Source organism: Salinithrix halophila, assembly GCF_042650125.1.
In the GTDB taxonomy this organism is placed as follows: domain Bacteria; phylum Bacillota; class Bacilli; order Thermoactinomycetales; family DSM-45169; genus Salinithrix; species Salinithrix halophila.
The window spans coordinates 40,693-66,575 of record NZ_JBHSAP010000007.1 but is presented as its reverse complement, the minus strand read 5'-3'; the positions used below and the strand labels follow the sequence as shown (position 1 = coordinate 66,575).

Sequence of the window (25,883 nt, the reverse complement as noted above, 5' to 3'; positions counted from 1 at the left end):
AACGATGATGGTTAAAAAAAGGGATACTCCTATATACGATTCACGGCTTCAATAGTTACGGAAAAACTGATTTTCTTTCATAAACGGAAAACCTGGCGCGCCGATTTTTGTCGGGGCCAGGTTTGGTGATGGATCATGAATCCGGCTTTTTTCGTTAAGAACGGGACAGGGTCTGATTACTCGGGTGCTCCTCCTGTGTATTCCAGTCGTCTCCGCTGGAATCCGGCTGCAACATTACCGCTTCCAGGTGGTCTTCTGGAAATAGATCATCTTGAATTCGAATGAGGTATCGGCGGAACAAAACCCCGAGGGATAGGATGACGGGAAACAACCCCAGAACGAGGAAGAGGAATCCCCCAAAAAGGCTGCTCACGATCATGGCGACTGCTCCGTCTTCGAAAAACCGAAGGATAATCCAAGGGAATAGAGAAAGGAGGAGAACAAGAGCCATCCCCAGTAAAGCGGAAAAGGCGGCTCCAAGTAAAGAAGCAAAGGCCCGTCCGAACATCAGAATGGCGATCTTGAAACCACTAGCAAAAGAGCGGAGGACACCCAGGTGGTCGCTGAATAGGACAACCATCGAATGAGACGAGGCGATTAGGAAAATCAGGCTCAGGAAGGCTATGACTACCAGCCAAGCGATGCGAAAGGGGAACTCTCCCTCTACCAGGGGCCAGGTTAGAGCAGCCAAGGCCCCTACTACTCCGGCCGCCAATTCATATAGCAATCCAAGAGCCAATAACGGAAAGAGATACCGGATCCCTCCTGAGAAAAAACGACCCAGCATCACCTTGTTATGCACAGCGGCATCGCGCACCGAACTGGTCAGGCCGGCAAGGAAAAAAGTCCAGCCCAACAAGGAAAGAAGGACAACCAGTACAGCATACCCGATCAGATGGCTTCCCCCTGTCGCAAAGGCATCCGTTAAAGTCTGAGCAAGTGCGTATAACTTGGGGATCATACCCGGTTCGGACGCCAGACTTTTCAGTGTCTCTTCAACGGAAGGCAGTTGGGAACCCAGCATCATACCCATGAATAAGTGCGGAACCAACAGGAGAACGGTGACAACCAGTCCACCGAATAAAGTGCTGACCCAAATTTTCATCCCATGGTGGTTCAACAATCGGAACGCTTCTGCCAAAAACGATCCCTCCCATCAACTAACAGATTTTCACCTTTTCCATGGTATCTCTTCCATGGCCGGAGGACAACGGGTCTGCCTTCTTTACCCCCCGGATTTGTGGTAACAAAAGAAACGGGAGTGGTCTTTTCTAAAGAACGTTTTTTTAAACAAAAAAGTTCTCCGATGCCCCATAACGGAAAAGGACGGCTGGTTTTTTCCTGTGGTAAACTGGAAGAGGGAGTGACCGAACGATGAGAGAACCGTTGAAAGAAAAGCTGTCCCTACTTCCGGACCAACCGGGTTGTTATTTAATGAAAAACGCTCAGGGGACCATCATCTATATCGGTAAGGCAAAGAGCCTGAAAAGTCGGGTTCGTTCCTATTTCACCGGAAGCCACGACGGCAAGACACAGTTGTTGGTTTCAGAGATTGAGGACTTGGAATACATCGTCACGGAAAGCGCGATTGAAGCCCTCATTCTGGAAGCCAATCTGATCAAGCGACATCGTCCTCATTACAATGTTCTGATGAAAGATGACAAATCGTACCCCTACATCCGGCTTACGAAAGAGGCGCATCCACGTCTTGAGGTAACCCGCAATATGAAAAAGGATGGATCTCGTTATTTCGGTCCATATCCGAATGCACTAGCGGCTCAGCAGACAAAAAAACTGCTGGACAAACTTTATCCGCTACGTAAATGCCGAACACTGCCGAAACGAGTCTGTCTTTACTACCATTTGGGGCAATGTCTCGCTCCCTGCGAGTTTGACGTCGATCCCACCCAGTATAGCGAAATGACTCGAGAGATTGTCCGTTTCTTAAACGGGGGCTACAAAGAAGTACAACAAGATTTGCGCCGCAAAATGGAGGCGGCCGCGGAAGAATTGGATTTTGAACGGGCCAAGGAATTGCGGGACCTGATTAAACATATCGAGACGGTCATGGTGAAACAGAATATCACACTCAATGATTATACGGATCGGGACGTATTCGGCTATGCAGCAGACAAGGGTGTGATGTGTGTCCAGGTCTTTTTCCTGCGACAGGGGAAGCTGATTGAACGAGATGTCTCGATCTTCTCCCATTACAACGAAGAAGAGGAAGACTTCCTTTCCTTCGTCACCCAGTTTTATCATGAAAAACCCGCTTTGCCCAAGGAAGTCGATCTTCCTCCAGCGGTGGATGCCGATCTTCTGAGCGGTTTCCTTCCAGGGGTTCAGGTCCATATTCCTCAGCGAGGTATGAAGAAGCGTTTGGTGGACATGGCTGCGGAAAATGCTCGCATTGCTCTTCGAGAACGGTTTAATTTGATCGAGCGGGACAAGGATCGCACGATCGAGGCGGCCCGCGGTCTGGGGGAAGCGCTGGGGATCGGTTATCCGAAAAGGATCGAGGCATTCGATAATTCTAATATCCAGGGGGCGGATCCGGTATCGGCAATGGTCGTCTTTATCGACGGGGCTATGGAGAAGAAAGATTATCGCAAATTCAAGATCCGTACGGTCCAGGGGCCTGATGATTATGGGACGATGCGGGAAGTGATCCGCCGTCGTTATGCCCGGGTGCTGAAAGAGGATCTTCCGTTACCGGAGCTGGTGATCGTTGACGGGGGGCGGGGACAGATGTCCGCCGCAATGGATGTGCTGGAGAATGAACTGGGCCTCTTTATCCCGGTTGCCGGTCTGGTGAAAGATGACCGGCACAAAACGGCCAAGCTGTTGTTCGGGGATCCGCCTCAGGAGGTGTCTCTTAAACGGGGCAGTCAGGAGTTTTATTTGTTACAACGCATCCAGGAGGAAGTCCACCGTTTTGCTATTACGTTTCACAGGCAGACCCGGGGTAAGCAGATGATCCAATCGATGCTGGACGACATTCCCGGTGTGGGCCAGAAACGGAAAACGCTGCTCTATAAACATTTTGGCTCCATTAACAAGATGAAAAAGGCCAGTGTCGAGGCATACCGACAAGCAGGGATCGGAGACAAACTGGCCAGGGAAATATTAACCCGCTTAAACGGAACAGACGAAAAGGATGGGAAGAGCTAAAGTCATGGGAGGGGAACGGATGGCCACACCTTTATCTCAGAGGAGCTTAATCCTGCTGGCAGGCGGCGAATCCCGCCGGATGGGCCGAAACAAAGCATATCTTCCCCTGGCCGGAGAGCCGATGGCGGCTCGTATCCTACACCGTCTGAAGGGTGTGGGTAAGCCTCTCCTTGCTGCTGGTTGTCGCCCTTTCCCCTCCATCCCCGGTATACCCGTGGTTCAGGACCACTGGCCGGGATGCGGCCCCCTCGCGGGAATTCATGCAGGGTTGGTCTATGGGAATTCAGAACTGAACCTTGTTGTTGCCTGTGACATGCCCTTCGTTTCCCGGGAATTGGCTGGCTTTTTGCTGGAGAAGGCAGAGAAAATTCCTGGGGCAGATGCCTTGGTCCCCCGTGCAGAAGGACGCATTCATCCGCTATTTGCTGTTTATCGACGCCGGACATTCCCCTTTCTGGAGGAAATTCTGCAGGAGAACACAGACCGAAGCGTCACCCGATTTTTGGAGCGGACCGATACGATCGAAGTAGGGGAGGAAGAGTGGCATCACCTGGCTGACCCTAGGCTAGCCCTTCTCAATATGAACCGACCGGGTGATTATGACCAGGTCCGAAAACGGGTCGAACAGGAGCATACCAAAAACCACCCTTATCCCGATTAATCGGGCAGGGTGGTTTTTCTTATGTCGATTCTCTTCTTACCGGTTCAGGCCATCAGGCCTGGAAGAGGAGCTTGTGGAAGAGGAACTGGTCTCCTTAGTCTCGCGAATATCGTCACGGGAGTCGGCTTTCGTGTCGTCGTTGTGGGTACGGCGGTCCTCATTTCCGCTGCCGCTGACGGAATCCTTGAATTCACGCAAGGTTCGTCCAGCGGCTCGTCCCAGCTCCGGCAATTTTTTGGGGCCGAAAAGGAGAAGGGCGACCAGAATGATGAGGATAAAGCCTGGTATACCGATTTGAGGCATGGAGTTTCACTCCCTTGGTTTTATAGATTCGATGTCGACTGGCGTCGCATCTGTGGTCGGTCATGGGGGGTCATGCTTTTATTATACTTCTTTAACAAAGGGCTTCAAGTTAACGTTTGATGACGACGAGGAGCAAACGTCTCGATGAGGGGACCGTTATACTTATCTTCAGGGTTTATCCTTGTGAGAATGTAAGGGTAACAATTTTTGGTAATATAAAAGGTATAAGCGGTGCTCCTCCCACATGTAGAGAGTTCGTTCTTTGAAGCGGGATGGTGTAGAGCTTCAGTGGCGAACGAATCGGTCGCGTCTATTGCCGTCAAACTAACGAGTACTGATCTGGGTACAGGCATAGGGGCTGGGATTTCCGGCATTGTACGGGGCTTCGGTTGGCGCCCTTTTTGTGTGAAAATTGTTGACAATCTTCTCTTTCTTGAGTAGCATGTTTATTGAAAACGTTTTCGGGAGGCTGGTTCATGACCGTTACTATCAAGGATATCGCCAAACAGGCGGGGGTATCCATTACGACGGTGTCCCGTGCCATGAACGGTTATCGGGACATCAACCCTGAAACCCGAAAAAGAGTGCTCCAAATCGCCGATGAGTTAAATTATCGTCCTAGTGGGATTGCCCGTAGCCTGGTGATGAAACAATCGAAAACGATTGGTCTCATCATCTCCGAGATGACACGGTCGCGCACCGGCCATCATTTCTTGTTTGATGTCATCTCCGGAGTGAATGATCGGGCGATGGCCTTGGGTTACGATCTGATCCTGGCCACCACCAGCCCTCATGAACAACAAGTGGTTCCCTATATGGAACTGTGTCACCGTCGCCAATTGGACGGTGTTATCCTATCGGGGGTTCGGACCAAGGACCCGTACCTCCAGGAGGTGTTGGATTCCGACATTCCCTGTGTATTAATCGATGTGCCGCTTCTGGGAAAAGCCTGTAGTCACATCACGTTGGATAACCGCAAAGGGGCCCACCAGGCCGTAAAGTATTTGATCCGTTCCGGCCACCGCCATATTGGCTTTATCAACGGACATCGTGAAGCCTTCGTCAGTGAAGAGCGCCTGCTGGGATACCGACATGCGATGGAAGAAGCGGGGCTGAAGGCAGAGTGGGTGTTTTACGGTGATTTTGATGAAGCTTCCGGCAGGGAGGGCGTGCGTCACTTGTTGGAACAAAATCCCGAGCTGAGTGCTTTTTTCTGTGCCAGTGATTTAATGGCTATCGGGGCGATGAGAGAACTGGAGGGGATGGGGAAAAAGGTTCCCCAAGATGTGAGTGTGATCGGCTTTGACGATATCGACCTAGCTCATTATGTAACACCGACCCTTAGCACGGTTTACCAGCCGCGGTATCAGTTTGGCACGCAGGCTGTGGATGTAATTGTCGGGATGCTGGAAGGAGAACAAGGCAAACCGGTGGTGTTGGAGCCGGAATTGTTGCTTCGGGAAAGTACTTAATTTTTTTCGATTTCCCCGAAAACGTTTTCGGAAAGGTGGAGGGAATCCCATTGACACAAGTCATCAAAGAAGGAAATCTCTTTTTTCACAGTGACGACTGGGGTTATTTACCCCAGGGTAATCAGCAAGGACTGGGTTTGTATTACCGGGATACCCGCTTCCTCAGCAGATTGGAGTGGGAGTTGGACGGTGTAGAAATCGTTCCCCTCCACGCCAAAATCGACGGTGCCGAAAGTTTGTATCGCTATACCAATCAAATCGTGGAAAAGGAAGGGACCGTCTCTTTTTGGCGTGAGTCGCTGGAGATTGAACGGCAATGCTGGCTCCATGGCGGTGTGTTGTATGAGCGGTTTCGCTTTTCTAATCTGGATCGAAACCCGTTGGAGACACACCTGAACGTACGGTTGGATGCCGATTTTGCCGATATGTTTATCGTACGCGGTTTCCAGGAGGGGAAAGTGGGTGATAAACAGCCCGTTGAAACGACTACCGAAGGCCTTCGTTTCTCCTATCAAGGAGTCGACGGTTTGACCCGCTCCTTAGTAGTGAAAGTGGAACCGGCAGGCCGATCCGGGGAAGACGGGAGTCTAAGGATTCCCCTCTCTCTCGCACCCGGCGAAGAGCAGGAGGTAACGCTAACCTACTTACTGTCCGTGGGTGAGGAAACAATGAAAGCCGTCCAGCAGGAAGAAGCTTTCAACGCGTTCCGCCGAGCGGGAGAAGAATGGGATCACCTGTGCCCGCAAGTGTATTCAGACAGTTCTGACTTCAATGCGATGTACCGGCGCGGGTTAGCGGATATGCGGATGCTTCTCACAGATGTGGGGGACGGTCTTTTCCCGGTGGCGGGGCTTCCCTGGTACGCCGTACCCTTTGGACGAGATAGTCTGATCGCGGCCTGGCAGAGCCTGGCGGTCCGACCGGAATGGGCAAAGGCCACCATCCGCACGATGGCCCGTTACCAGGGAGAGAAGGTGGATGAGTGGCGGGATGAGGAGCCGGGTAAGATCCTCCATGAAATCCGCTATGGCGAATTGGCTGTAACAGGACAGATTCCCTTCACCCCGTACTATGGCACGGTGGACGCAACTCCTCTCTTCCTGCTTCTGATTGGGGAGATCTATCGGTGGACCGGAGATTGGGGCTTTGTGCGTGAGTGTGCCGACGCTGCCAAAAAAGCCTTTCGCTGGATTGAGGAATACGGTGATCCTGACGGTCGTGGCTATACAGTTTACCAGCGCAAATCCGAGAAGGGTATCGGAAATCAGGGTTGGAAGGATTCTGCCGATTCCGTTGTCCATCGCGATCATATCTTAGCCGAAGCGCCTATCGCTTTGGTCGAGGTACAGGGATATGTGTACCAGGGACAGCGGATCTGGTCGTCCCTTTTCCGTCGGCTGGGAGAGGATAAATGGGCGGATAAATTGGCACGGCAGGCAGATGCGCTTCGGGAACGTTTTCGACGTGACTTTTGGATGACGGATGAATCATTTCCGGCTTTGGCGCTGGATAAAGAGAACCGACAAGTGGGAACCGTCACTTCCAATCCCGGGCATTGTTTAATCGGCGGTATCCTGGATAGGGACCAGTCTGTCTCGGTTGCCCGTCGGCTTCTCTCGCCGGATCTTTTCTCCGGATGGGGGATCCGTACCATGAGCCAAAAGGCCCGTTCCTATAATCCGATGAGCTATCATAACGGGTCGGTCTGGCCTCACGACAACTCCCTCATTCTATTGGGTTTGAAGCAATCCGGGTTTGACCGGGAAGCGGAAAAGTTGATGCAAGGATTAATCGATACGGGAGCGCAATTCGAGGGGCACCGGCTGCCGGAGCTCTTCTGCGGGTATGGTCGCGAAGAAGGCGAGCCTATCCCGTACCCAGTAGCATGTTCGCCCCAGGCATGGGCGGCGGGGACGGCCTTTGTCCTACTGCAAGTTATGACCGGGTTGAACCCGGACCCCGAACGGGGTCGAATCCGACTTCGCCCGTCACTTCCCCCCGACCTGTCATGGCTGAATGTCAGAAACCTGCGGGTGGGATCCGGACATATTGATCTTCGTTTAGTCCGCTCTCAAGGGGTCGTCCATGCCTGGGTGGAACGGAACACGACCGGATGGCCGGTGGAAATTGATTAAAAAATCCCAATATCCTGCCCTTGCAAAAAAGGGCACACACCAAAACGGAGGGATCAATCTCATGAAACGTACCCGGTTGTACCGTGTGTTGACGGTTGTCTCTGTCCTGGTATTGCTGGTTACCGCTTGCGGAGGAGGTTCCGGTGCCGATGGAGACAAGGGTGAGATCCGCATCGGCGCACAGTTGTCGAGTCCAGCGGAACATAAGATCCTGGAGAAGCAAATCAAAGCTTTTGAAGAAAAAAACCCGGATATTCAAGTCAGCATCCAAGCCATTACCGACGATTATTTAAAAGAGATGCAAACCTTGATCGGTGCCAAGCAGGAACCCGATGTCTTCTATCTCGACAGTATGCCCGCACCGGATCTGATTAACTTGGGCGTGCTTGAACCGCTGGATAAATATATCCAAGCGAGCGATCTAGACACTTCCGAATTTGAAGAAGCTTTGATCGAAGCTTACACCAAGGACAGTTCGATTTACGGCTTGCCTAAGGATTATAACACCCTGGCCCTCTTCTATAATAAAAAGATGTTTAAAGAAGAAGGTTTGGAGCCTCCCACCACCTGGGATGAGCTGCGGGATGCAGCCAAAAAGCTGACCAAAGGCGGAAGGAAAGGGCTTGCCATCAACCCTGAGTTGGCACGCTATCAACCCTTTGTCTATCAGAACGGCGGGGCTGTGTTGGATGAAGACGGCAAGGCGACCCTGGATCGGAAAGAAAACGTAGAGGCGTTGGATTTCTTCACCTCACTCTTCCTGGAAGACCAGTCCACCGGTGTCCCGAACGACCTGGGGGTGGAGTGGGCCGGTGACGCTTTTGCCGAGGAGAAAGCGGCAATGGTATATGAAGGGGGTTGGATGATTCCCTTCCTGAAGGAAAAAGCGCCCGATCTTGAATACGGGATCGTCGAACTTCCTGCCAAAGAGAAAGGAATGAAAAGCTCCAACCTGGCCTTCACGGTGGCATACGTGATGTCGAAAAACAGTAAAAACAAAGAGGCTGCTTTCAAATTGATCGAATTCCTTACCAGTAAAGAAGGGCAAACATACGTGGTGGAGAGCGGACTGGCTCTGCCTTCCCGCAAATCGATGGGAGAAAAGTTCATCCGAAAGTATCCGGAACGGGAAGCGTTCGTGAAAGGGGCAGCTTATGCAGAGCCCTTCCAATACGGCGATTACGGTAACAAGTTTGCCGACGAGGCCAGCAAAGCGGCAGAATCCGTGGTACTGAAACAGGAAAAATCCGTGGAAAACGCCCTCAAGAAGGCGCAGGAACGGGTCGAATGACAGAGAGAGAAAGGGAGGGAGCCGACTAGCTCCCTTTCGCCCTTGAAAGGAGGTATGGAACCATGTCCATGGACCACCCTAGAAAATCGCAACCAGTTCCCCCGTCTCGAGCGATAAACTCAAAACCGCCGTCGCCGGGGGGGAGAAAGAGGTGGACCAGTGATCCCGTGATGGGGTATCTGTTCACCTTGCCGGTGATCGTTTCCCTAACCGTGTTTTTGATTGGCCCGATCCTTTACGCCTTTTATCTCAGCTTTCAACAGTTCACGTTTCTTAATCCGGACTTGTCCCAGTTTGTCGGTTGGGACAATTATATGCGCCTGTTACAGGATAAACGCTTCCACACGGCGTTAAAGAACACCTCTTTTTATTCCCTAGGAGTGGTGCCGGTGCAAGTGAGTATTGCCTTGTTGCTGGCCCTGATCGTCAACAGCCGTCTCCGGGGGAAGACATTTTTTCGGGTGGCGTATTTCCTGCCCACAGTCACTTCTACCGTCGCCGTGTCCGTCATGTTCCTGTTTTTGTTTAAAAGGGATGGGCTGGTTAACGCTTTTTTGTCCCTCTTCGGGGTGGAGGGGCGCAGTTGGATGCTGGATATTGATTTTGCTTTACCCTCGATCATGTTGATGGCCGTGTGGACCACGGTCGGCCAATTCATGGTGATCTACTTGGCCGGGTTACAGGACATCCCATCCGATCTTTATGATGCGGCGGAGGTGGATGGGGCGGGCCCCTTCCGGCAGTTTTGGCACATTACGCTACCGCTCTTAAAGCCCACCACTTTCTTTATCGTGGTCATGTCGATCATCGGTACTTTTCAGGTGTTTGATCAGATGTACGTGATCTCCAAAGGGGAAGGCGGACCGTTGGATTCCACCCTCACGGTGGTACTGTATCTATACAATGTCGCCTTCAAAGATTTTGAGATGGGCTATGCATCGGCGATCGCGTTTTTCCTGTTTGCCGTTATTCTCGTCCTCACCCTGATTCAGCGCAAATTTTTCGGTGAGGAGACACGTATGTAAAGGAGGGGTTTCCATGAACCGCCTGTTGCGGATTTTATTCTACACCGTGGTGGTGGGATATGCATGTCTCACACTGGGACCCTTCCTGTGGTCCATTTACACCACCTTCAAAACGACGCCAGACATCAATCGGTTGTGGGTGCCGTTATCGGATCTCACTATCGCCAACTATGTCCATATCATTCTGAGTGATCAATATCCCTTTGCTCGCTGGTTTCTAAACAGTATCGTGGTAGCGGTGATCGTCACGGTCGGCAACCTCGTGTTCAATTCCATGGCGGGCTACGCCCTGGCGCGGATCGAATTTCCCGGTCGGACGGTGTTATTCTTAACCATTCTGTCCGTGATGATGGTGCCGGGACAGGTGATCCTGGTTCCGATGTATATCCTCTTGTCCAACCTGGATTGGGTCAATTCCTATGCCGGGCTGACAATACCGTTCCTGGTGCAAAGTTTCGGGATCTTTCTCATGCGTCAGTTCTTCCTGTCGGTTCCCCGGGAGCTGGAAGAGGCGGCCTTTCTCGACGGTCTCAGTCGTTGGGGGGTGTTCTGGCGGATCGTGATGCCCCTCGCCAAGCCTGCGCTGGCGGCCCAGACTATTTTCATTTTTATGGGAAACTGGAACAGTTTTATGTGGCCCAACCTGCTGGCCAGCACCAAAGATATGTATACAGTGCCCGTGGGCCTGAACACCTTGTACGGCGAGTATGACGCTTTCTGGAACAACATCCTCGCCGGCGCCATGTTTATGACCGTACCGGTAATTATTGTGTTTATCTTGTTTCAACGCCATTTTATTAAGGGAGTATCAACTACGGGCTTAAAGTGATGGGGTTCGGGTGGCGGGGTTGGTTCCATCATTTCCGTTCACAAGCTCCCTCTCTGACTGAAGGAGTACTGGTGACAGCCGGATGTCCATACGGTTCCCTTCTTTTCCCGTAAGAAAGGTGTTGTACTGTTTTTGTCGGTATGTTACCATCGTAAACAATTAAAAATACGGGCGAGAGCGAATGATTGAAAAATTTTACGTTTGCTTTTTTCGCTCGGGGGTAAGTGAACAATCGAAAACCCTCACGATTCACGTGTGAATAAGAGGTGCAAAAACCATCAGTATCCGTTGCGAGGTGCGGTGCCGAAGAACGGCGGAGAAAGGGGTTTATTGCCGAAGTCCGTCCACCCGCCGCGGGAGGAGGGGTTGGGTCCGTCACCGAACAGGGGCGGGACTGTCACGGGATTTTCCGTGGAGAGCTGATCACAGGGAGCGAGTGAGGCTGGTGTGTGCCGTTGGTTAAGGCGACAGCTGGAACTTCCTGCTGTGGCCTTTTCTTGTCTCAAGGGCCGCACCGTAAAAAGGAGAGGAGATTCTAACAGGAAAATGGGACTCGTCGTACAAAAGTTTGGCGGAACTTCCGTCGGCAGTGTGGACCGTATCCAAAACGTCGCGGAAAAAGTGGCTAGAACCCATGCTGAGGGTCACCAGGTTGTAGTGACGGTGTCGGCGATGGGAAAGACCACGGATGAGCTGGTCTCCCTGGCTCGGCAGATAAGCAGTCACCCTCCCCAGCGGGAGATGGATGTCCTCCTGACTACGGGCGAGCAGGTGACCATTGCCCTTCTTAGTATGGCTTTGCAGGAGAAAGGGTTGAAAGCGCGTCCCATGACGGGCTGGCAGGCGGGCATCCAGACGGATCCCATTCACGGAAAAGCGCGAATCGACCATATCGATACCCGCAGGGTAAAAGAATGCCTCGAGTGGGGAGAGATTGTTGTTGTTGCAGGCTTCCAGGGAGTTTCCGCCGAGGGAGAGATCACGACTCTCGGACGGGGGGGATCTGATACGACGGCCGTCGCCCTGGCTGCAGCGCTTCGGGCAGATCGGTGTGAGATCTTCACCGATGTTACCGGTGTCTTCACTGCTGACCCCCGGATGGCGCCCAAAGCAAGCAAGCTGAAGGAAATTTCCTATGAAGAGATGCTGGAACTGGCTAACTTAGGGGCGGGGGTTTTGCACCCGCGGTCTGTGGAGTGTGCCATGACCCATCAGGTCCCGTTGGTAGTCCGATCCAGTTTTGTTGACGAAGAAGGTACCTGCGTTAAGGAGGCGGACCAGATGGAAGAACAGATCAATGTGCGGGGAGTGGCCCACGATCTTCAGGTGGCGAGGATGAAAGTCCTGGGCCTTCCCAATCGGGCTGAGACGCTGACGACGCTCTTCACCCGACTGGCTAATGCTCACATCAATGTGGATATGATTGTTACCAGTGAACATGACGATGAGCGGATCGATGTGGCTTTCAGCGTTCACGAGGATGAAGGAGACGAGGCGCAAAGCGTGATCGAGGAGTACCAGGGTGAGTTGGGCTGTATCAAGGTTCTCTCTGAGACGGGCTTGGCCAAAGTATCCGCTGTGGGGGCGGGAATGGTCACCAATCCTGGTGTCGCGGCACGGATGTTCACATCCCTCTCCGAAGCAGGAGTCCGAATTAAGATGGTTTCCACATCGGAAATTAAAATCTCTTGTGTCATTCCTAAGGGACAGGCGGAAAAAGCGGTCCGGGAGCTCCATACGACTTTCGGCCTTGATGTAGAGGAAGAGGCGCTTGCCGGCGTCGTTTCATAAGGAAAGACGAAACGTATAAAAAACTGGGAGGGACTCCATTTCCTTCCCAGTTTTTTCTATGCTCTCAATCAAATAAAAATTGGCCATTCCTTGCAGGACTTTTTTTATAGAAGACGGAATATAGATAAAAGGGCTGAATGCTCGTTCAACCGGATTACGGGTCATTATCTCTTCGGTCCTGTCGGGGACGAGCAGACGGCACGGAACCTGGTGAACCTCAATGGTCGCTGGGGCCCATTTTTCTCAAGGGGGTTGTGAAGCAAATGTCAAAGAGGTGGACCAGTTGGATTGCAATCGGATTGGTACTCAGCATGGCTTTCTTGGCGGCTTGTGGGAGCGATGCCGGTAAGGGAGCTTCAGATGAACAAGTTCTCACTGCAGGGATGGTTGTAAGTGAGCCGCCAAACTTGGATCCGGCAAAAACAGAGGATTCTCAATCTGGCTTGATCGCCCGCCATGTGATGGAAGGGTTGGCCAATATGGATAAAGAGGGTGAACCGACACCGGGGATCGCTGAGAAATGGGATGTGAGCAAGGACGGAAAGAAAATCACCTTCCATCTGCGCGATGCCAAATGGTCCAACGGGGATCCGGTGACAGCGGGGGATTTCGAGTACGCATGGAAGCGAGTGCTCAATCCTGATACCGGTTCCACCTATGCCTATCAGCTGTTCTACCTGAAAAATGGCGAAAAGTACAACAAAGGGAAAGCCAAAGCGGATGAAGTCGGGGTAAAGGCCGTCGATGATAAGACGCTGGAAGTGGAATTGGAAAAACCGACACCGTATTTTATCTCGCTGACTTCCTTCTACACCCTGATGCCCGTCAACAAAAAAGTGGTGGAGAAGAATAAAAAATGGGCCGCCAACGCCGATACCTTCGTGAACAACGGAGCGTTTAACTTGGCCGAATGGAAACATGATTCCAAGATCGTGTTGAAAAAGAACAAGGATTACTGGAATGCGGACAAAGTGAAGCTGGCTCAGATCAACCTGCCCTTTATCGGGGAAGATAAGACCGGCTACCAGATGTTTAAAGCCGGTGAAATCGACTATGGCGACAAGACGATTATCCCTGCTGACATGATGGGAGACCTGATCAAAAAAGGCGAAGTGAAGAGCGTTCCGGAATTGGCCAGCTATGCCTACGAATTTAACGTGAAGGAAAAACCCTTTACCAACGAGAAGATCCGGAAAGCCTTCGCGATGGCCATGGATCGGAAATCCATCGTCGAAAATGTTGCGCAAGGGGGTCAACTCCCCGCCAATGGTTGGGTCCCCCGTGGAATGCCCGATTTTGCAGCTGAGAAGGATTGGGTACAAGCGCATGACACGTACTTAAAACCCACCGCCCAAGCCGAAGAAGCGAAGAAGCTTCTGAAAGAAGGAATGAAGGAAGAGGGCTGGGATAAGCTTCCGCCAGTTACCATCGATTACAACACAGATGAAGGACATAAGAAGATCGCTGAAGCAATTCAACAGATGTGGAAGAAAAACCTCAATGTTAATGTAAAACTGCGCAACTCCGAGTGGAAAGTGTATTTGGAGAAAAAACATACCGGAGACTTCCAGGTCGCCCGCTTCGGTTGGCTGCCGGACTATGTGGATCCGATGACCTTCCTGGATATGTACACGACGGATTCCGGTCAAAACGATCCCAGCTATAGTAACAAAAAATATGACGCATTGATTAAGAAAGCCAAATCGACAGCCGACCAAAAAGTCCGGATGGAAGCTCTGCACAAAGCGGAGAAGATCCTGATGGAAGATATGCCGATTGCCCCCATCTATTCTTACACGCACAACACGATGCAAAAGGAAAATGTGAAAAATGTGATCTACAAGAAAGATGGCCACACGGACTTCCGTTTTGCTTACCTGACTGAAGAGTAACCGTATAGGCAAGTGGCACTCTCAGTTTTGGTGCAGGAAGAGATCACCCCGATGGGGTGGTCTTTCCTTGCTTATAATCAAGCGGGAGGTGGATTGCAATGCTTCGCTATATTGGAAAGCGCTTAGCCGTTATGTTGACGACCTTATGGGTAATCTCTACCTTGACTTTTATCTTGATGAACTGCATTCCGGGAGATCCCTTCACCTCGGAAAAGAAACTTCCGGAACAAACCTTGAAAAATTTGAAGGCAGCTTATGGTCTGGACAAGCCGCTGCCGATGCAATATGTAGTTTATATCAAGAACTTGGCTCAAGGGGATTTAGGGTTTTCCATCAAAAACACGAACCGAACCGTCAATGATATGTTGAAAGAAGGATTTCCCGTCTCTGCCCAGTTGGGGTCGCAGGCCTTGATTCTCGCTATTTTTGCCGGAATCGTGATGGGAACGGCGGCTGCTCTGAAACAGAATAGGTTGCCTGACTATACCCTCATGGTTTTGGCGGTAATCGGTCTCTCGGTGCCCAGCTTTGTGATTGCTCCCCTGTTTCAAAAATATTTTGGGTTGAAGTGGGAGCTCTTGCCCATTGCAGGGTGGGGGGAATTTGACAAGACGATCTTGCCTGCCATCGCCCTCGCTTTTACACCGCTAGCGCTGGTGACACGGTTGATGCGTTCCAGCATGTTGGAAGTGATCGGGCAGGACTATATCCGGACTGCACGAGCCAAGGGGCTGCCTCCCTGGCGTGTCATCAGTTCCCATACCTTGCGGAATTCGATCATTCCCGTGGTGACACTCATCGGTCCCTTGGCAGCAGCGATTCTTACCGGGAGCTTTGTCATTGAGAAAATCTTTTCCATACCGGGCATTGGAAAATATTTTGTTGAGAGTATCACCAATCGCGATTATCCGGTGATCATGGGGACCACCATCTTTTTTGCCGCCTTTTTGATTACAATGAATTTCTTAGTGGATTTGGCTTATGGGCTGATTGATCCCCGGATTAAAGTCGGCAAGAGGGAGGCATAACGAATGGCGATACCCGCAGAAAGGTTTGAACAAGCACCGAAACGGGACCTTGAAGCAGAAACGATATCGAGACCCAGTGTCAGCTATTGGCAAGATGTATGGAGAAGGTTGCGTCAAAACAAATTGGCCATGATCGGACTCGGCATCATTACTTTGCTTTTGGTCATGGCGATCGCGGGCCCCTTTATGCTCCCATACACCTATTATGAGCAGGATCTCGGGGCTGGGAAAAACCTGGAGCCCTCCGCTTCCCATTGGTTTGGTACGGATGACTTGGGCCGGGATGTTTTTGTTCGGACCTGGCATGGTGCACGGATTTCTTTGACTATCGGTGTGGCCGCAGCTCTGATTGATCTGGTAATCGGGGTGATATACGGGGGTCTCTCCGGGTATCGAGGAGGGCGCACGGATGAGATCATGATGCGGATCGTGGATGTCCTATGGGGGCTTCCCTATCTTCTCGTGGTGATTCTGATCCTGATCGTTATGGATAACCCGGGCTTGATCCCCATCTTAATCGCACTCACGGTTACCGGTTGGTTGAATATGGCACGGCTGGTCCGCGGCCAGGTTTTGCAAGTAAAAGAGCAGGAATTTGTGATGGCCTCCAAAACCCTTGGTGCGAGCACCCGTCGGTTGATGACCAAGCATCTGATTCCTAACACCTTGGGTCCGATCATTGTCATACTGACCTTCACGGTCCCCAGTGCCATTTTTGCCGAGGCCTTCCTCAGTTTCTTAGGGCTTGGTGTCCAAGCGCCCATCGCGAGCTGGGGAACCATGATCAACGACTCCTTAGTAGTTGTCCTATCCGATGAATGGTGGCGGCTGTTTTTCCCGGCGTTCTTTTTAAGCTTAACCTTGTTGGCTTTTAACGCTTTGGGTGACGGCCTGCGGGACGCCCTGGATCCAAAGATGCGAAAGTGAGGAGGGAGATCCATGAAAACGATTCTAGAAATCAATGACCTGCATGTATCCTTTCAGACCTATGCCGGTGAAGTGAAAGCCGTTCGCGGGGTCAACCTCCGTCTGGAGAAAGGAGAGACGCTAGCTATTGTAGGGGAATCGGGGAGTGGAAAGAGTGTCACTGCCCAGTCTGTCATGCGTTTGATCCCCTCCCCGCCAGGTCGCATCAAGAAGGGGGAAATCCTTTTCGACGGCCGTGACTTGACTAAGGCTACCGAAAAAGAGATGTTCAAGATTCGAGGCTCGGAGATCGGAATGATCTTCCAGGATCCGATGACTTCTCTTAATCCGACGATGACGGTGGGACGGCAGATCACCGAAGGGTTGATGTGGCACCAGAAGTTCAGCCAAGCAGAAGCGAACAAGCGAGCAGTGGAGATGTTGCGCTTGGTGGGGATTCCCACGCCGGAAAGACGAGCCGGTCAATACCCCCACCAGTTCAGTGGAGGTATGCGGCAACGGGCGATGATTGCCATCGCCCTCGCTTGTAACCCGAAAATCCTGATCGCTGACGAACCGACGACCGCCCTGGATGTAACGATCCAGGCCCAGATATTGGAATTGATGACAGAATTGCAGCATAAGACAGAGACAGCCATCATCCTGATTACCCATGATCTTGGCGTGGTGGCAGAAACCGCTCAGCGGGTGGCGGTGATGTATGGAGGCAAAGTGGTGGAGACAGGCCGGGTGGACGACATTTTCTATCAGCCTCGCCACCCATATACCTGGGGACTAATGCACTCCATGCCCCGTCTAGACTGGAAGCAGGATGAAGATCTCGCCCCGATCCCCGGCTCCCCGCCGGATTTGTTCGATCCACCAAAGGGATGTCCCTTTGCTGACCGATGTCCCCACGCCATGCATATCTGTCACGATGAGATGCCGGAAGTGACGGAAGTATCGGGTTCCCATCAGGTCTCCTGCTGGTTAGAACACCCCCAGGCTCCGTCCGTGGGGAAGGACAGCCTGCAAATCAACATCGCTTCCAAGTGAGTCCTTGACAGCGGGCATTCGCTCGTCATATGATAAACAAAATGCAAGTGAATTGAATCGAAAATCTTCTTATCCAGAGCGACGGAGGGACTGGCCCGATGATGTCGCGGCAACCCCATTTCCCAATCAGGGGAAAGGAGGGTGCCAATTCCTGCAGGGCTTCTTGCGGCCCTGGAAGATGAGAAGAGGCCGTCGGATTGCGTATCCACCTTCGCATACCCGCCCTCTTCGTTCATCGAAGAGGGCGTTTCCTTTATCAAAAACTCTCCAATGAACCAACTAACAGGATATGGAACCGCGAACAAAGGAGGAGGTAGGATGCCGATCACCGCGAAGACATCGACTCCGTGTGAAACGAAAACCCGCAACCTGTCGATCGGATCCTTTGAACTGGAATCAGGGGAGACCTTATCGTCCGTGGAAGTGGCAGTAGAAACCGCCGGTATGCCGGCCCCGGGGTATACAAACGCTCTTCTCGTCTGTCATGCTCTAACCGGGGATTCCCGGACGGTTGGGGATGAATCGGCTTCCGGATGGTGGGAAGGCCTAATCGGTCCGGGAGGTTATGTGGACACAGGCAATTATTTTGTCATCACCATGAATGTTTTGGGTGGTTGCAACGGTACGACGGGTCCAAAGTCGATCAACCCCATAACCGGTCAACCCTATGGTTCCGATTTCCCCTTTGTCAGCATTCGCGATATGGTTCGACTTCAGAAACGCTGTTTGGAGGAAATGGGGATTTCCTCCGTACGGGCGGTGATTGGCGGCTCGATGGGAGGGATGCTTGTACTGGAATGGGGAATCCTCTATCCGAAATTCGCCGACAGACTGGTGCCGATCGCCACAGCTGATGCCCTTTCCCCTACGGCAATCGCATACAATGACATCGGTCGCCAGGCGATTCTTTCCGATCCGGATTACCGGGGTGGACATTACTATGATGGGAACGGTCCCGCCCGAGGGCTCTCCATTGCCCGTATGATGGGGATGATCACCTACCGGACGAGCACCCTTTTTGAAAAGCGGTTCAGCCGTCACCTACAGCAAGGGGAGACGATCAATAGCCTAGATTCCGTCTTTCAGATTGAGAGTTATCTCCGTTATCAAGGAAAAAAGCTGGTGGACCGATTTGACGCCAACAGTTATCTCTATCTTCTGAAGGCGATGGATACCCATGACATTGGTCGGGGAAGAGGCGGTCGATCAGCCGCCTTAGCCCGCATCCAATGCCCGGTATTTGTGATCGGGATTCGCGAGGATATTTTGTTCCCTGTTCACCAGCAACGGGAATTGCATGGCACACTCACCCAACTGGGGAAATCCAGCAAACTATTGGAGGTATCATCGGAATATGGTCACGATGCCTTTTTGGTCGAATTTGACGAAATCGGGCCCGCCATCCGAGATTTCCTGATGGAGGATTGAGGTATAGGTCAACCTATGGGGAAACTCACCAGCCCAGCCGAGGACAACACGGGAAAGTTTCAACCTTTTGAGCGGACCGGAGGTGATTCTGACCCGTTTTCTTTTTTGTGAATAGGAAGGCCTTTTCATAGGAAAGGAAATCCAACGGATGGCGTACCATAGTAGGGTAAGGGAGGTTCTGTCAAATCCAGTCAGGGTCAGCTTGACCAGTTCTAACCATGGGAGTACAATGAAGTTGTCAACAAGGTGAAACTTCTTTCCATACAATTAAACAGGAATGTTACCATTACCGGCGTTTCGCCGGTTCCGCTTTGAGGAGAGAAGCTTTTACAATTCGCAATCTTATAAGGGGCAATGGGGGGCAAAAGATGAGCAAGCAGGGTAGTTTCTTCAACCGGCGGCTGCACTCCCTTTTGGGTGTCATCCCAGTCGGCTTTTTTTTGCTTGAGCACCTCTGGACCAACTACCACGCCACCCAAGGGGTGGATTCCTTCCGGGAACAAGTGGATTGGTTATGGAGCATTCCGTTCCTGACGGTTCTTGAGATCTTCTTCATCTTCCTGCCGCTGCTGTATCATGGTGTGTACGGTTTGTACATCGCTTTCACAGCACAGAACAATCTGAACAATTTCGGCACTTTTCGCAACACCATGTTCATGTTGCAACGTGTGACCGGTGTCATCACCCTGATCTTCGTCACCGTTCATGTTTGGCAGACGCGGGTTCAGGTGGCGTTGCAGGGAATGTCGTCGGAAGAACTGACACGGCAGACGGCGGATGTGATCAACAATCCGGTTAACTTTGTCTGGTATCTGATCGGGATTGTGGCAGCCGTCTTCCATTTTTCCAACGGCATGTGGTCCTTTCTCGTCAGTTGGGGGATCACTGTCGGCCCCCGCGCCCAGCGGGTTTCCACCTGGGTTTGGATGGCCGTCTTCGTGCTGGTCTCCTATATCGGCATCCGCGCCCTGATCGCATTTACTAATCCGGAATTCACCAACATGCTGGCTCAGCGCTAAGAAGGGGGCACTGCCATTATGAAGGAGAAAGTGATCATCGTCGGCGGCGGCCTCGCCGGCCTCATGGCTACCGTCAAAGTGGCCGAAGCGGGAGCCGACGTCGATCTATTTTCAGTCGTACCTGTGAAGCGTTCCCACTCCGTCTGCGCCCAGGGGGGCATCAACGGAGCGGTTAACACCAAGGGAGAGGGCGACTCTCCCTGGGAGCACTTTGATGATACCGTCTACGGTGGGGATTTCCTCGCAAATCAGCCGCCGGTGAAGGCGATGTGTGATGCGGCACCGGGGATCATCTACCTGATGGACCGGATGGGAGTTCCTTTCAACCGTACACCAGAGGGCCTCCTCGATTTCCGCCGTTTCGGCGGCACCAAGCATCACCGGACGGCCTTTGCGGGGGCGACCACAGGGCAGCAACTCCTTTACGCCCTGGATGAACAGGTTCGCCGTCAGGAAGTAGCGGGCCGTGTAACCAAATATGAGATGTGGGAGTTCCTCTCTATCATTCAGGATGACGAGGGACGCTGCCGCGGGATTGTCGCTCAGGATCGCCGCAGCATGGAGATTCGGTCTTTCCACGCCGACGCCGTCATTATGGCCACCGGCGGGCCGGGGATCATCTTCGGTAAAACGACCAACTCCATGATCAATACGGGGACGGCGGCCAGCGCAGTCTACCAGCAGGGTGCCTACTATGCCAACGGTGAATTTATCCAGGTTCACCCGACGGCCATCCCTGGAGATGATAAACTGCGCCTCATGTCCGAGTCCGCCCGTGGTGAAGGCGGACGCGTCTGGACCTATAAAGACGGCAAACCTTGGTATTTCCTTGAAGAGATGTACCCTGCTTATGGGAATCTGGTCCCCAGGGATATCGCCACCCGGGCTATTTTCAAGGTCTGTGTGGACGATAAACTGGGGATCAACGGGGAGAATATGGTGTATCTTGATCTATCCCATAAAGACCCGAAAGAGCTGGACATCAAGCTGGGCGGGATCATCGAGATCTACGAGAAGTTCATGGGCGAAGATCCACGCAAAGTCCCGATGAAGATCTTCCCTGCTGTTCATTACTCGATGGGCGGCCTCTGGGTCGATTTCAACCAGATGACCAATATTCCGGGTCTCTTCGCAGCCGGAGAATGTGAATATCAATACCACGGAGCCAACCGTCTGGGAGCCAACTCACTCCTTTCCTGTATCTATGGCGGGATGGTGGCGGGCCCCAACGCGTTGGAATATGTCCGCGGGTTAGATAAATCTGCGGCAGATCTCTCCTCCAACCTGTTCGACAGCCATCAGGCACGAGAACAGGAGAAATATGATAATATCCTGAAGATGGACGGGGATGAAAACCCCTATAAAATTCATCAAGAACTGGGAGACTGGATGACGGACAACGTGACGGTGGTCCGGTATAACGACCGATTGAAGAAGACGGACGAGAAAATCCAGGAGCTGATGGAACGCTACAAGCGGATTAATGTCACTGATACCGGTAAATGGAGCAACCAATCAGCCACCTTTATCCGTCAACTGTGGAACATGCTGGAGCTGGCCCGGGTAATCACCATCGGTGCTCTCAACCGGGACGAAAGCCGTGGTGCCCACTATAAGCCGGACTTCCCGGAACGTAACGACGAGAAGTTCCTGAAAACCACCAAAGCCAAACATACCGACAATGGACCTGCCTTCGAATATGAAGAAGTGGACGTCTCCCTGATCAAGCCTCGACCGCGCCGCTATGATGTAGCCAAAGCAGCCGAGGAGAAAGGGGCAAAACAATCATGAGTGAAACGGCAGCAGCGATGGAGAAAAAGACCGTCCGTTTCCTTATCACCCGGCAAGATTCACCAGATGCTGAACCCTATACGGAAGAATTCGAGCTGGAGTACCGGCCCAATATGACGGTCAACTCTTCCTTGATGGAGATCCAGCGTAACCCCGTCAACTGCAAAGGGGAAAAAGTGGATCCTGTCTCTTGGGAGGCCAATTGTCTTGAAGAGGTGTGCGGTGCCTGTTCCATGGTGATCAATGGAACACCGCGCCAAGCTTGCACGGCCCTCGTTGATAATCTGGAACAGCCGATCCATGTTCAACCGATGAACACCTTCCCGGTAGTTCGGGACCTGGCAGTGGACCGCAGCCGTATGTTTGATGCGCTGAAGCGGGTAAAGGCGTGGATCCCTATCGATGGTACCCACGATCTGGGCCCGGGACCTCGTATGCCGGAGAATGAGCGACAGTGGCGCTATGAACTGTCCAAATGTATGACCTGTGGGGTCTGCCTTCAGGCATGTCCCAACGTCAACTCCCGTTCCGAATTCATTGGTCCTTTCGCGGTCGCCCAGGTGGACTTATTCAACTCCCATCCGACCGGGGAAATGAACAAACAGGAGCGGACGGACGCCCTAACGGCGGACGGCGGTCTGCAGGAGTGCGGGAATTCCCAGAACTGCGTCCAATCATGTCCTAAAGGAATTCCCCTAACGACCTCGATCGCCCGTATGAACTGGGAGGGTACCAAAAACATATTCAAAAAATGGCTCTCCATCTGATTGATTCGCTCTAAAGATTCCTGCCCCGTGATAGGAGGGTAGGGGTCTTTTTTTAGGAATCGAGGAGAGAAAAAAAGGCAGGGTACGATTTGTACCCTGCCTTTCCGGTGTGATTAGGAGAAGATGCTTTTTAGAGAGCTGAACAGGTCAGAAAGCCAATTCAGCAGTTGATCGAAAAAGCCTTGGGCTTCCTCGGATTTAGCCCAGTCCAATCCCTTCTGGAGATTCCCCTTCAGTTGGTCCAGCTGGCCGCTGAGGGCACCCCAGTCGATGTCGAGCTTGGAGAAGTCATGCATGACATTGGTAACGTTTTGGATCTGCTGATTGTTGAGGTTGATGTTTAAGTCTCCGGCAACATTAACAACAATCTGGCGCACTTCTTCTTCGCTCTTCGGTTGTTGTTTGGCGATCTCTTCTTTTACCTTGTTCATGAAATCGGCTGCTTTGTTCTGATCGCCAATCTGTTGACCCAGTTCAGAGGTGCGCTTCATTTCCTCGTTGGCTACCTGCCGTTGCTCCTGGCTGATCTGCTTGTTCGAAGCTTTTTCGAAAGCCATCATGATGCCGGTGAGAGCGGCAGTGCCGGTGACGGGTTCCGGGGAAGTAACGTATACTTGGGCATCCTGTATACCAGCTGTTAAGAGGGCGTTGGCATACATCTGTTCAGTGACCCGGGTGACGTTGTTGGCTTTCACCTGGATCCCGTTGCCGGAATCTTGAAGGGTAATCCGAGCAGAGGAATAGGCTTTGTTGTCTCCTGCGGCGGGAGTGCCACCTGATTGGCCTCCGTGCAGATAATTGCGGATATCGGCGATACTGACGTCAATGGTTTCCACGTTGGAATCCACATTCATCTCTTGCAGGAGGGACTGCCGTTGGCTTTGTGATAAATCTGCCCCAAGAGTAACCACGGTTTTGCCCGTTTGAGACTCTGCTGACGCTCCCCCCGGCAGTGCAAAAGAGCCGAAGGCCAGGGATAGGATGAGAGCGACCAGCACGAATTTGTTCATTTTCAAGTAGAAAACCCCCTTCTTCCTTATATAGACGATAAAAACGGAAAAGATGTTTCAACTGACCTCATTATAATCGATGAGGAAATATAAGGGAATCACCGATACCGTGCTTTGATCATTTTTTTGACTCCCGGGAAAAGGTAGTGGCTTCCGCCACGATCCTGAACTTCATCCACAAAGGCGGCACAGACAATATCCGGTTTATCGTCCTTATCTTTACCGGCCATCCAGGCAAGCCAACCGAGCTGTCGTTGATATTTGTCATCGCGGCTGGCCTTTAGCTCCGCTGTGCCGGTTTTGGCTCCCAGGCTGACCCCTGGAGTGCGAAGGTCACGGGCGGAACCTTTCGGTTTTGTTACCACCCCAGTGAGGAGTTCCCGGACTTTAGCGGAAACTTTAGGGGAGATCACATCTTTTTTCCATATTTTCGGCTTGTTGGTCGTATCGTCTTTCATCAAAATGCGGGGCTTCAACATATCCCCATCGTTGGCAAAGGTATTGTACATGGTTGCCAGATGGATGGGGCTGATCAGGAGTTGTCCCTGTCCGTATGAAGTATCCGCCAACTGAATCTCGGATTGGAACTTCTTGTCGTTGGAATACTGGGAGGGGGTAACATCCAGGGGAATATCCATTTTCTCATCAAAACCGAATTGTTTTAGGTATTTAATCATGGTAGGGCCGCCGATTTTAAGCCCCACACGGGCAAAGTAGATATTGTCCGACCAGGCGAGAGCTTTGGCTAAGTCGACGCCTCCACCGGGGTTATCCACCCGCCTTACAAAGTAACCGCCCCAGCTGGAATCCTTTTGCCACTTGCCGGAATCCGTATTGTAATGGGTTTTTGGCGTGATTTTTTTTGAATCAAGGCCGATGGCGGAGGTGATAGCTTTCATGGTTGACCCTGGCGCATACGTAACCTTGGCTCGGTTGGCCAGCGGTTGGGACGAGCTGCTGATCTGCGCCCAGTCCGAACGGGACATTCCCTTTATAAACGTATTCGGGTCGTAGGAAGGGGCGCTGACCATAGCTAGGATGTCTCCGTTTTTCGGATCGAGGGCCACCCCTCCGCCTTTATCCGTGGATTTCCGTTGAATGGCGCTAACCATTTGCTTTTGCGTTTTCAGATCGATGGTAGTTTGAATATCTTTTCCGTTTTTGGGGGGCTTTTTAGCGATCAGGGATTTTTCCTTACCATGAGCATCGGTGGTGACAATTCGGTAACCGGGCTCCCCGCGTAAGGTTTCTTCCATATATTTTTCCAGCCCAGATTGTCCGATCCAGTCTCCGGCTTGATAGCCCTCTTTCTTCTGTTTTTTCAATTGATCTTTGGTAATTGGCCGAATATAACCCGTTACATGGGCTGTCAATTCTTTTTGGGGATAGCGGCGGACCGAGGCGTCGCGAGCCATAACCCCGGGGATCGCCTTTTCTAGTTTCCCGGCCTTCGCCTGATCTTTCCCGGAGAATGTCCGGACGGTAACAAATTCCTCCGGTTTCTTTTCCCCGGATTTCACCTTGTTATAAACCTCTTTAGCGGAAAGATCGAGGGCTTTAGCCAGCTTTTGACTCGTCGCTTTCAAATCTTTGACCTGATTGGGGATTACACCAACGGCGGTTTTCTCATCATTGACCGCGAGGGGTTCGCCGTTTCGGGCCGTGATCTCCCCGCGTTTCCCAGGAGGCGTAGGGGTGACACGAATCCGGTCACTTTCTTTCAGTTCAGGGAAGATGAGGGAAGGCGACCAGTCGACCCGCCAACCTTCGTCGTCTTCGACAAGATGAGCCTTATTCTTGAAGCTGATGTCTCGGACGATACCGGATTGAATATGGGTGGTGAAGGGGATCGATTCCGGCTCTTCCTCATGAGTTTGGGCGAACTTAAACTGGATGTCTTTTTGTTGGATTCCTTCGGCGATAGCTTTGTGTCGCTTCACAAACGCTTTTTTCTTTACTTTTTGCTTGGACTCATTACTCAGAAGGTTATACATCGAATCGTACTTTCCTTGTTCCCAGTAGTCTATGTAACGGTTCATCACGGTTTTAGGACCGGGCCCGGAGTCTTGCGTCGCGTAGACCACTCCGGCCACACCAGTGACCAAGACCACACTCAAGGAAATCAAAGCTGTTTTTTTGTTTATTTTAAACCGACGGAACCATTCCACTATTCGCTTCTTCTGTTCCTCCATAAGCGTACTCCTCACCTCTGTTTCTCTGGTGTTGGGATTTTGACATTTCTCATTCTATCGCTTCTCTTGTATCCTGTGAATAAATTTCTTTCTCCCCAATCAAAAATAGGGCGGTT

The 25,883-nt window shown here is 51.9% G+C and carries 20 protein-coding genes and 2 riboswitches; of the genes, 16 read left to right on the top strand and 4 right to left on the bottom strand.

The genetic code is table 11. The features are described 5' to 3' along the window. Positions 1 to 154 precede the first annotated feature (154 nt). Entirely contained in the window at positions 155 to 1,141 is a 987-nt protein-coding gene (locus ACFOUO_RS02505) for a hypothetical protein (protein ID WP_380701831.1), read from the bottom strand. Between the two features lie 233 nt (positions 1,142 to 1,374). On the opposite strand from ACFOUO_RS02505, the gene uvrC reads away from it, so the two are divergent. Next, entirely contained in the window at positions 1,375 to 3,171 is a 1,797-nt protein-coding gene (gene uvrC / locus ACFOUO_RS02500; protein ID WP_380701829.1) for an excinuclease ABC subunit UvrC, read from the top strand. Between the two features lie 19 nt (positions 3,172 to 3,190). Further along, on the top strand, positions 3,191 to 3,832 hold the full coding sequence (gene mobA / locus ACFOUO_RS02495; protein WP_380701827.1) for a molybdenum cofactor guanylyltransferase: 642 nt from the start codon (positions 3,191 to 3,193) through the stop codon (positions 3,830 to 3,832). Between the two features lie 36 nt (positions 3,833 to 3,868). Here the strand turns inward: mobA and tatA are convergent, their stop codons facing one another. Then, positions 3,869 to 4,135, bottom strand: coding sequence for a twin-arginine translocase TatA/TatE family subunit (gene tatA / locus ACFOUO_RS02490; RefSeq protein WP_380701825.1), 267 nt, complete (start codon positions 4,133 to 4,135; stop codon positions 3,869 to 3,871). Positions 4,136 to 4,611: 476 nt separating this feature from the next. On the opposite strand from tatA, the gene ACFOUO_RS02485 reads away from it, so the two are divergent. The 14 genes from ACFOUO_RS02485 to sdhB all read left to right on the top strand — a co-directional run bounded on the left by ACFOUO_RS02485 (position 4,612) and on the right by sdhB (position 22,565). Further along, a complete protein-coding gene (locus ACFOUO_RS02485) occupies positions 4,612 to 5,607 on the top strand; it encodes a LacI family DNA-binding transcriptional regulator (RefSeq protein ID WP_380701823.1) in 996 nt (331 codons plus the stop codon). Between the two features lie 50 nt (positions 5,608 to 5,657). Beyond that, complete coding sequence (locus tag ACFOUO_RS02480) at positions 5,658 to 7,742, top strand: amylo-alpha-1,6-glucosidase (protein ID WP_380701821.1); 2,085 nt, start codon at positions 5,658 to 5,660, stop codon at positions 7,740 to 7,742. Positions 7,743 to 7,803: 61 nt separating this feature from the next. After that, a complete protein-coding gene (locus ACFOUO_RS02475) occupies positions 7,804 to 9,033 on the top strand; it encodes an ABC transporter substrate-binding protein (RefSeq protein WP_380701819.1) in 1,230 nt (409 codons plus the stop codon). Between the two features lie 170 nt (positions 9,034 to 9,203). Further along, positions 9,204 to 10,058: a carbohydrate ABC transporter permease gene (locus ACFOUO_RS02470; RefSeq protein ID WP_380703215.1), complete on the top strand. Its 855-nt coding sequence runs from the start codon at positions 9,204 to 9,206 to the stop codon at positions 10,056 to 10,058. A 13-nt stretch (positions 10,059 to 10,071) separates the two neighbouring features. Next, positions 10,072 to 10,887: a carbohydrate ABC transporter permease gene (locus ACFOUO_RS02465; RefSeq protein WP_380701817.1), complete on the top strand. Its 816-nt coding sequence runs from the start codon at positions 10,072 to 10,074 to the stop codon at positions 10,885 to 10,887. A 253-nt stretch (positions 10,888 to 11,140) separates the two neighbouring features. Then, a riboswitch (Lysine riboswitch) is annotated at positions 11,141 to 11,317 on the top strand. Positions 11,318 to 11,433: 116 nt separating this feature from the next. Then, positions 11,434 to 12,678 (top strand): aspartate kinase, encoded by a 1,245-nt coding sequence (locus ACFOUO_RS02460; RefSeq protein ID WP_380701815.1) that lies wholly within the window; start codon positions 11,434 to 11,436, stop codon positions 12,676 to 12,678. Between the two features lie 263 nt (positions 12,679 to 12,941). After that, complete coding sequence (locus ACFOUO_RS02455; protein WP_380701813.1) at positions 12,942 to 14,570, top strand: peptide ABC transporter substrate-binding protein; 1,629 nt, start codon at positions 12,942 to 12,944, stop codon at positions 14,568 to 14,570. Between the two features lie 98 nt (positions 14,571 to 14,668). Further along, a complete protein-coding gene (locus ACFOUO_RS02450) occupies positions 14,669 to 15,598 on the top strand; it encodes an ABC transporter permease (RefSeq protein ID WP_380701811.1) in 930 nt (309 codons plus the stop codon). Positions 15,599 to 15,601: 3 nt separating this feature from the next. Next, positions 15,602 to 16,525 (top strand): ABC transporter permease, encoded by a 924-nt coding sequence (locus tag ACFOUO_RS02445; protein WP_380701809.1) that lies wholly within the window; start codon positions 15,602 to 15,604, stop codon positions 16,523 to 16,525. A 12-nt stretch (positions 16,526 to 16,537) separates the two neighbouring features. Beyond that, positions 16,538 to 17,560, top strand: coding sequence for an ABC transporter ATP-binding protein (locus ACFOUO_RS02440; protein WP_380701807.1), 1,023 nt, complete (start codon positions 16,538 to 16,540; stop codon positions 17,558 to 17,560). A 66-nt stretch (positions 17,561 to 17,626) separates the two neighbouring features. Further along, positions 17,627 to 17,745: riboswitch (SAM riboswitch) on the top strand. A 133-nt stretch (positions 17,746 to 17,878) separates the two neighbouring features. Continuing rightward, positions 17,879 to 18,988: a homoserine O-acetyltransferase MetX gene (gene metX, locus ACFOUO_RS02435; RefSeq protein ID WP_380701805.1), complete on the top strand. Its 1,110-nt coding sequence runs from the start codon at positions 17,879 to 17,881 to the stop codon at positions 18,986 to 18,988. A 368-nt stretch (positions 18,989 to 19,356) separates the two neighbouring features. After that, positions 19,357 to 20,007 carry a succinate dehydrogenase cytochrome b558 subunit gene (locus ACFOUO_RS02430; RefSeq protein WP_380701803.1) on the top strand — a complete coding sequence of 217 codons (651 nt, stop codon included), beginning with the start codon at positions 19,357 to 19,359 and terminating at the stop codon, positions 20,005 to 20,007. Between the two features lie 15 nt (positions 20,008 to 20,022). Beyond that, on the top strand, positions 20,023 to 21,798 hold the full coding sequence (gene sdhA / locus ACFOUO_RS02425; RefSeq protein ID WP_380703213.1) for a succinate dehydrogenase flavoprotein subunit: 1,776 nt from the start codon (positions 20,023 to 20,025) through the stop codon (positions 21,796 to 21,798). Next, positions 21,795 to 22,565 carry a succinate dehydrogenase iron-sulfur subunit gene (sdhB, locus tag ACFOUO_RS02420; protein ID WP_380701801.1) on the top strand — a complete coding sequence of 257 codons (771 nt, stop codon included), beginning with the start codon at positions 21,795 to 21,797 and terminating at the stop codon, positions 22,563 to 22,565. The genes sdhA and sdhB overlap by 4 nt, the downstream gene beginning before the upstream one ends. Positions 22,566 to 22,678: 113 nt before the next feature. Here sdhB and ACFOUO_RS02415 read toward each other — a convergent pair whose 3' ends face one another. Together ACFOUO_RS02415 and ACFOUO_RS02410 are read right to left on the bottom strand one after the other, a co-directional pair. Next, positions 22,679 to 23,575: a DUF1002 domain-containing protein gene (locus ACFOUO_RS02415; protein WP_380703211.1), complete on the bottom strand. Its 897-nt coding sequence runs from the start codon at positions 23,573 to 23,575 to the stop codon at positions 22,679 to 22,681. A 98-nt stretch (positions 23,576 to 23,673) separates the two neighbouring features. Then, positions 23,674 to 25,767: a penicillin-binding transpeptidase domain-containing protein gene (locus tag ACFOUO_RS02410; RefSeq protein WP_380701799.1), complete on the bottom strand. Its 2,094-nt coding sequence runs from the start codon at positions 25,765 to 25,767 to the stop codon at positions 23,674 to 23,676. Between the last annotated feature and the right edge of the window lie 116 nt (positions 25,768 to 25,883).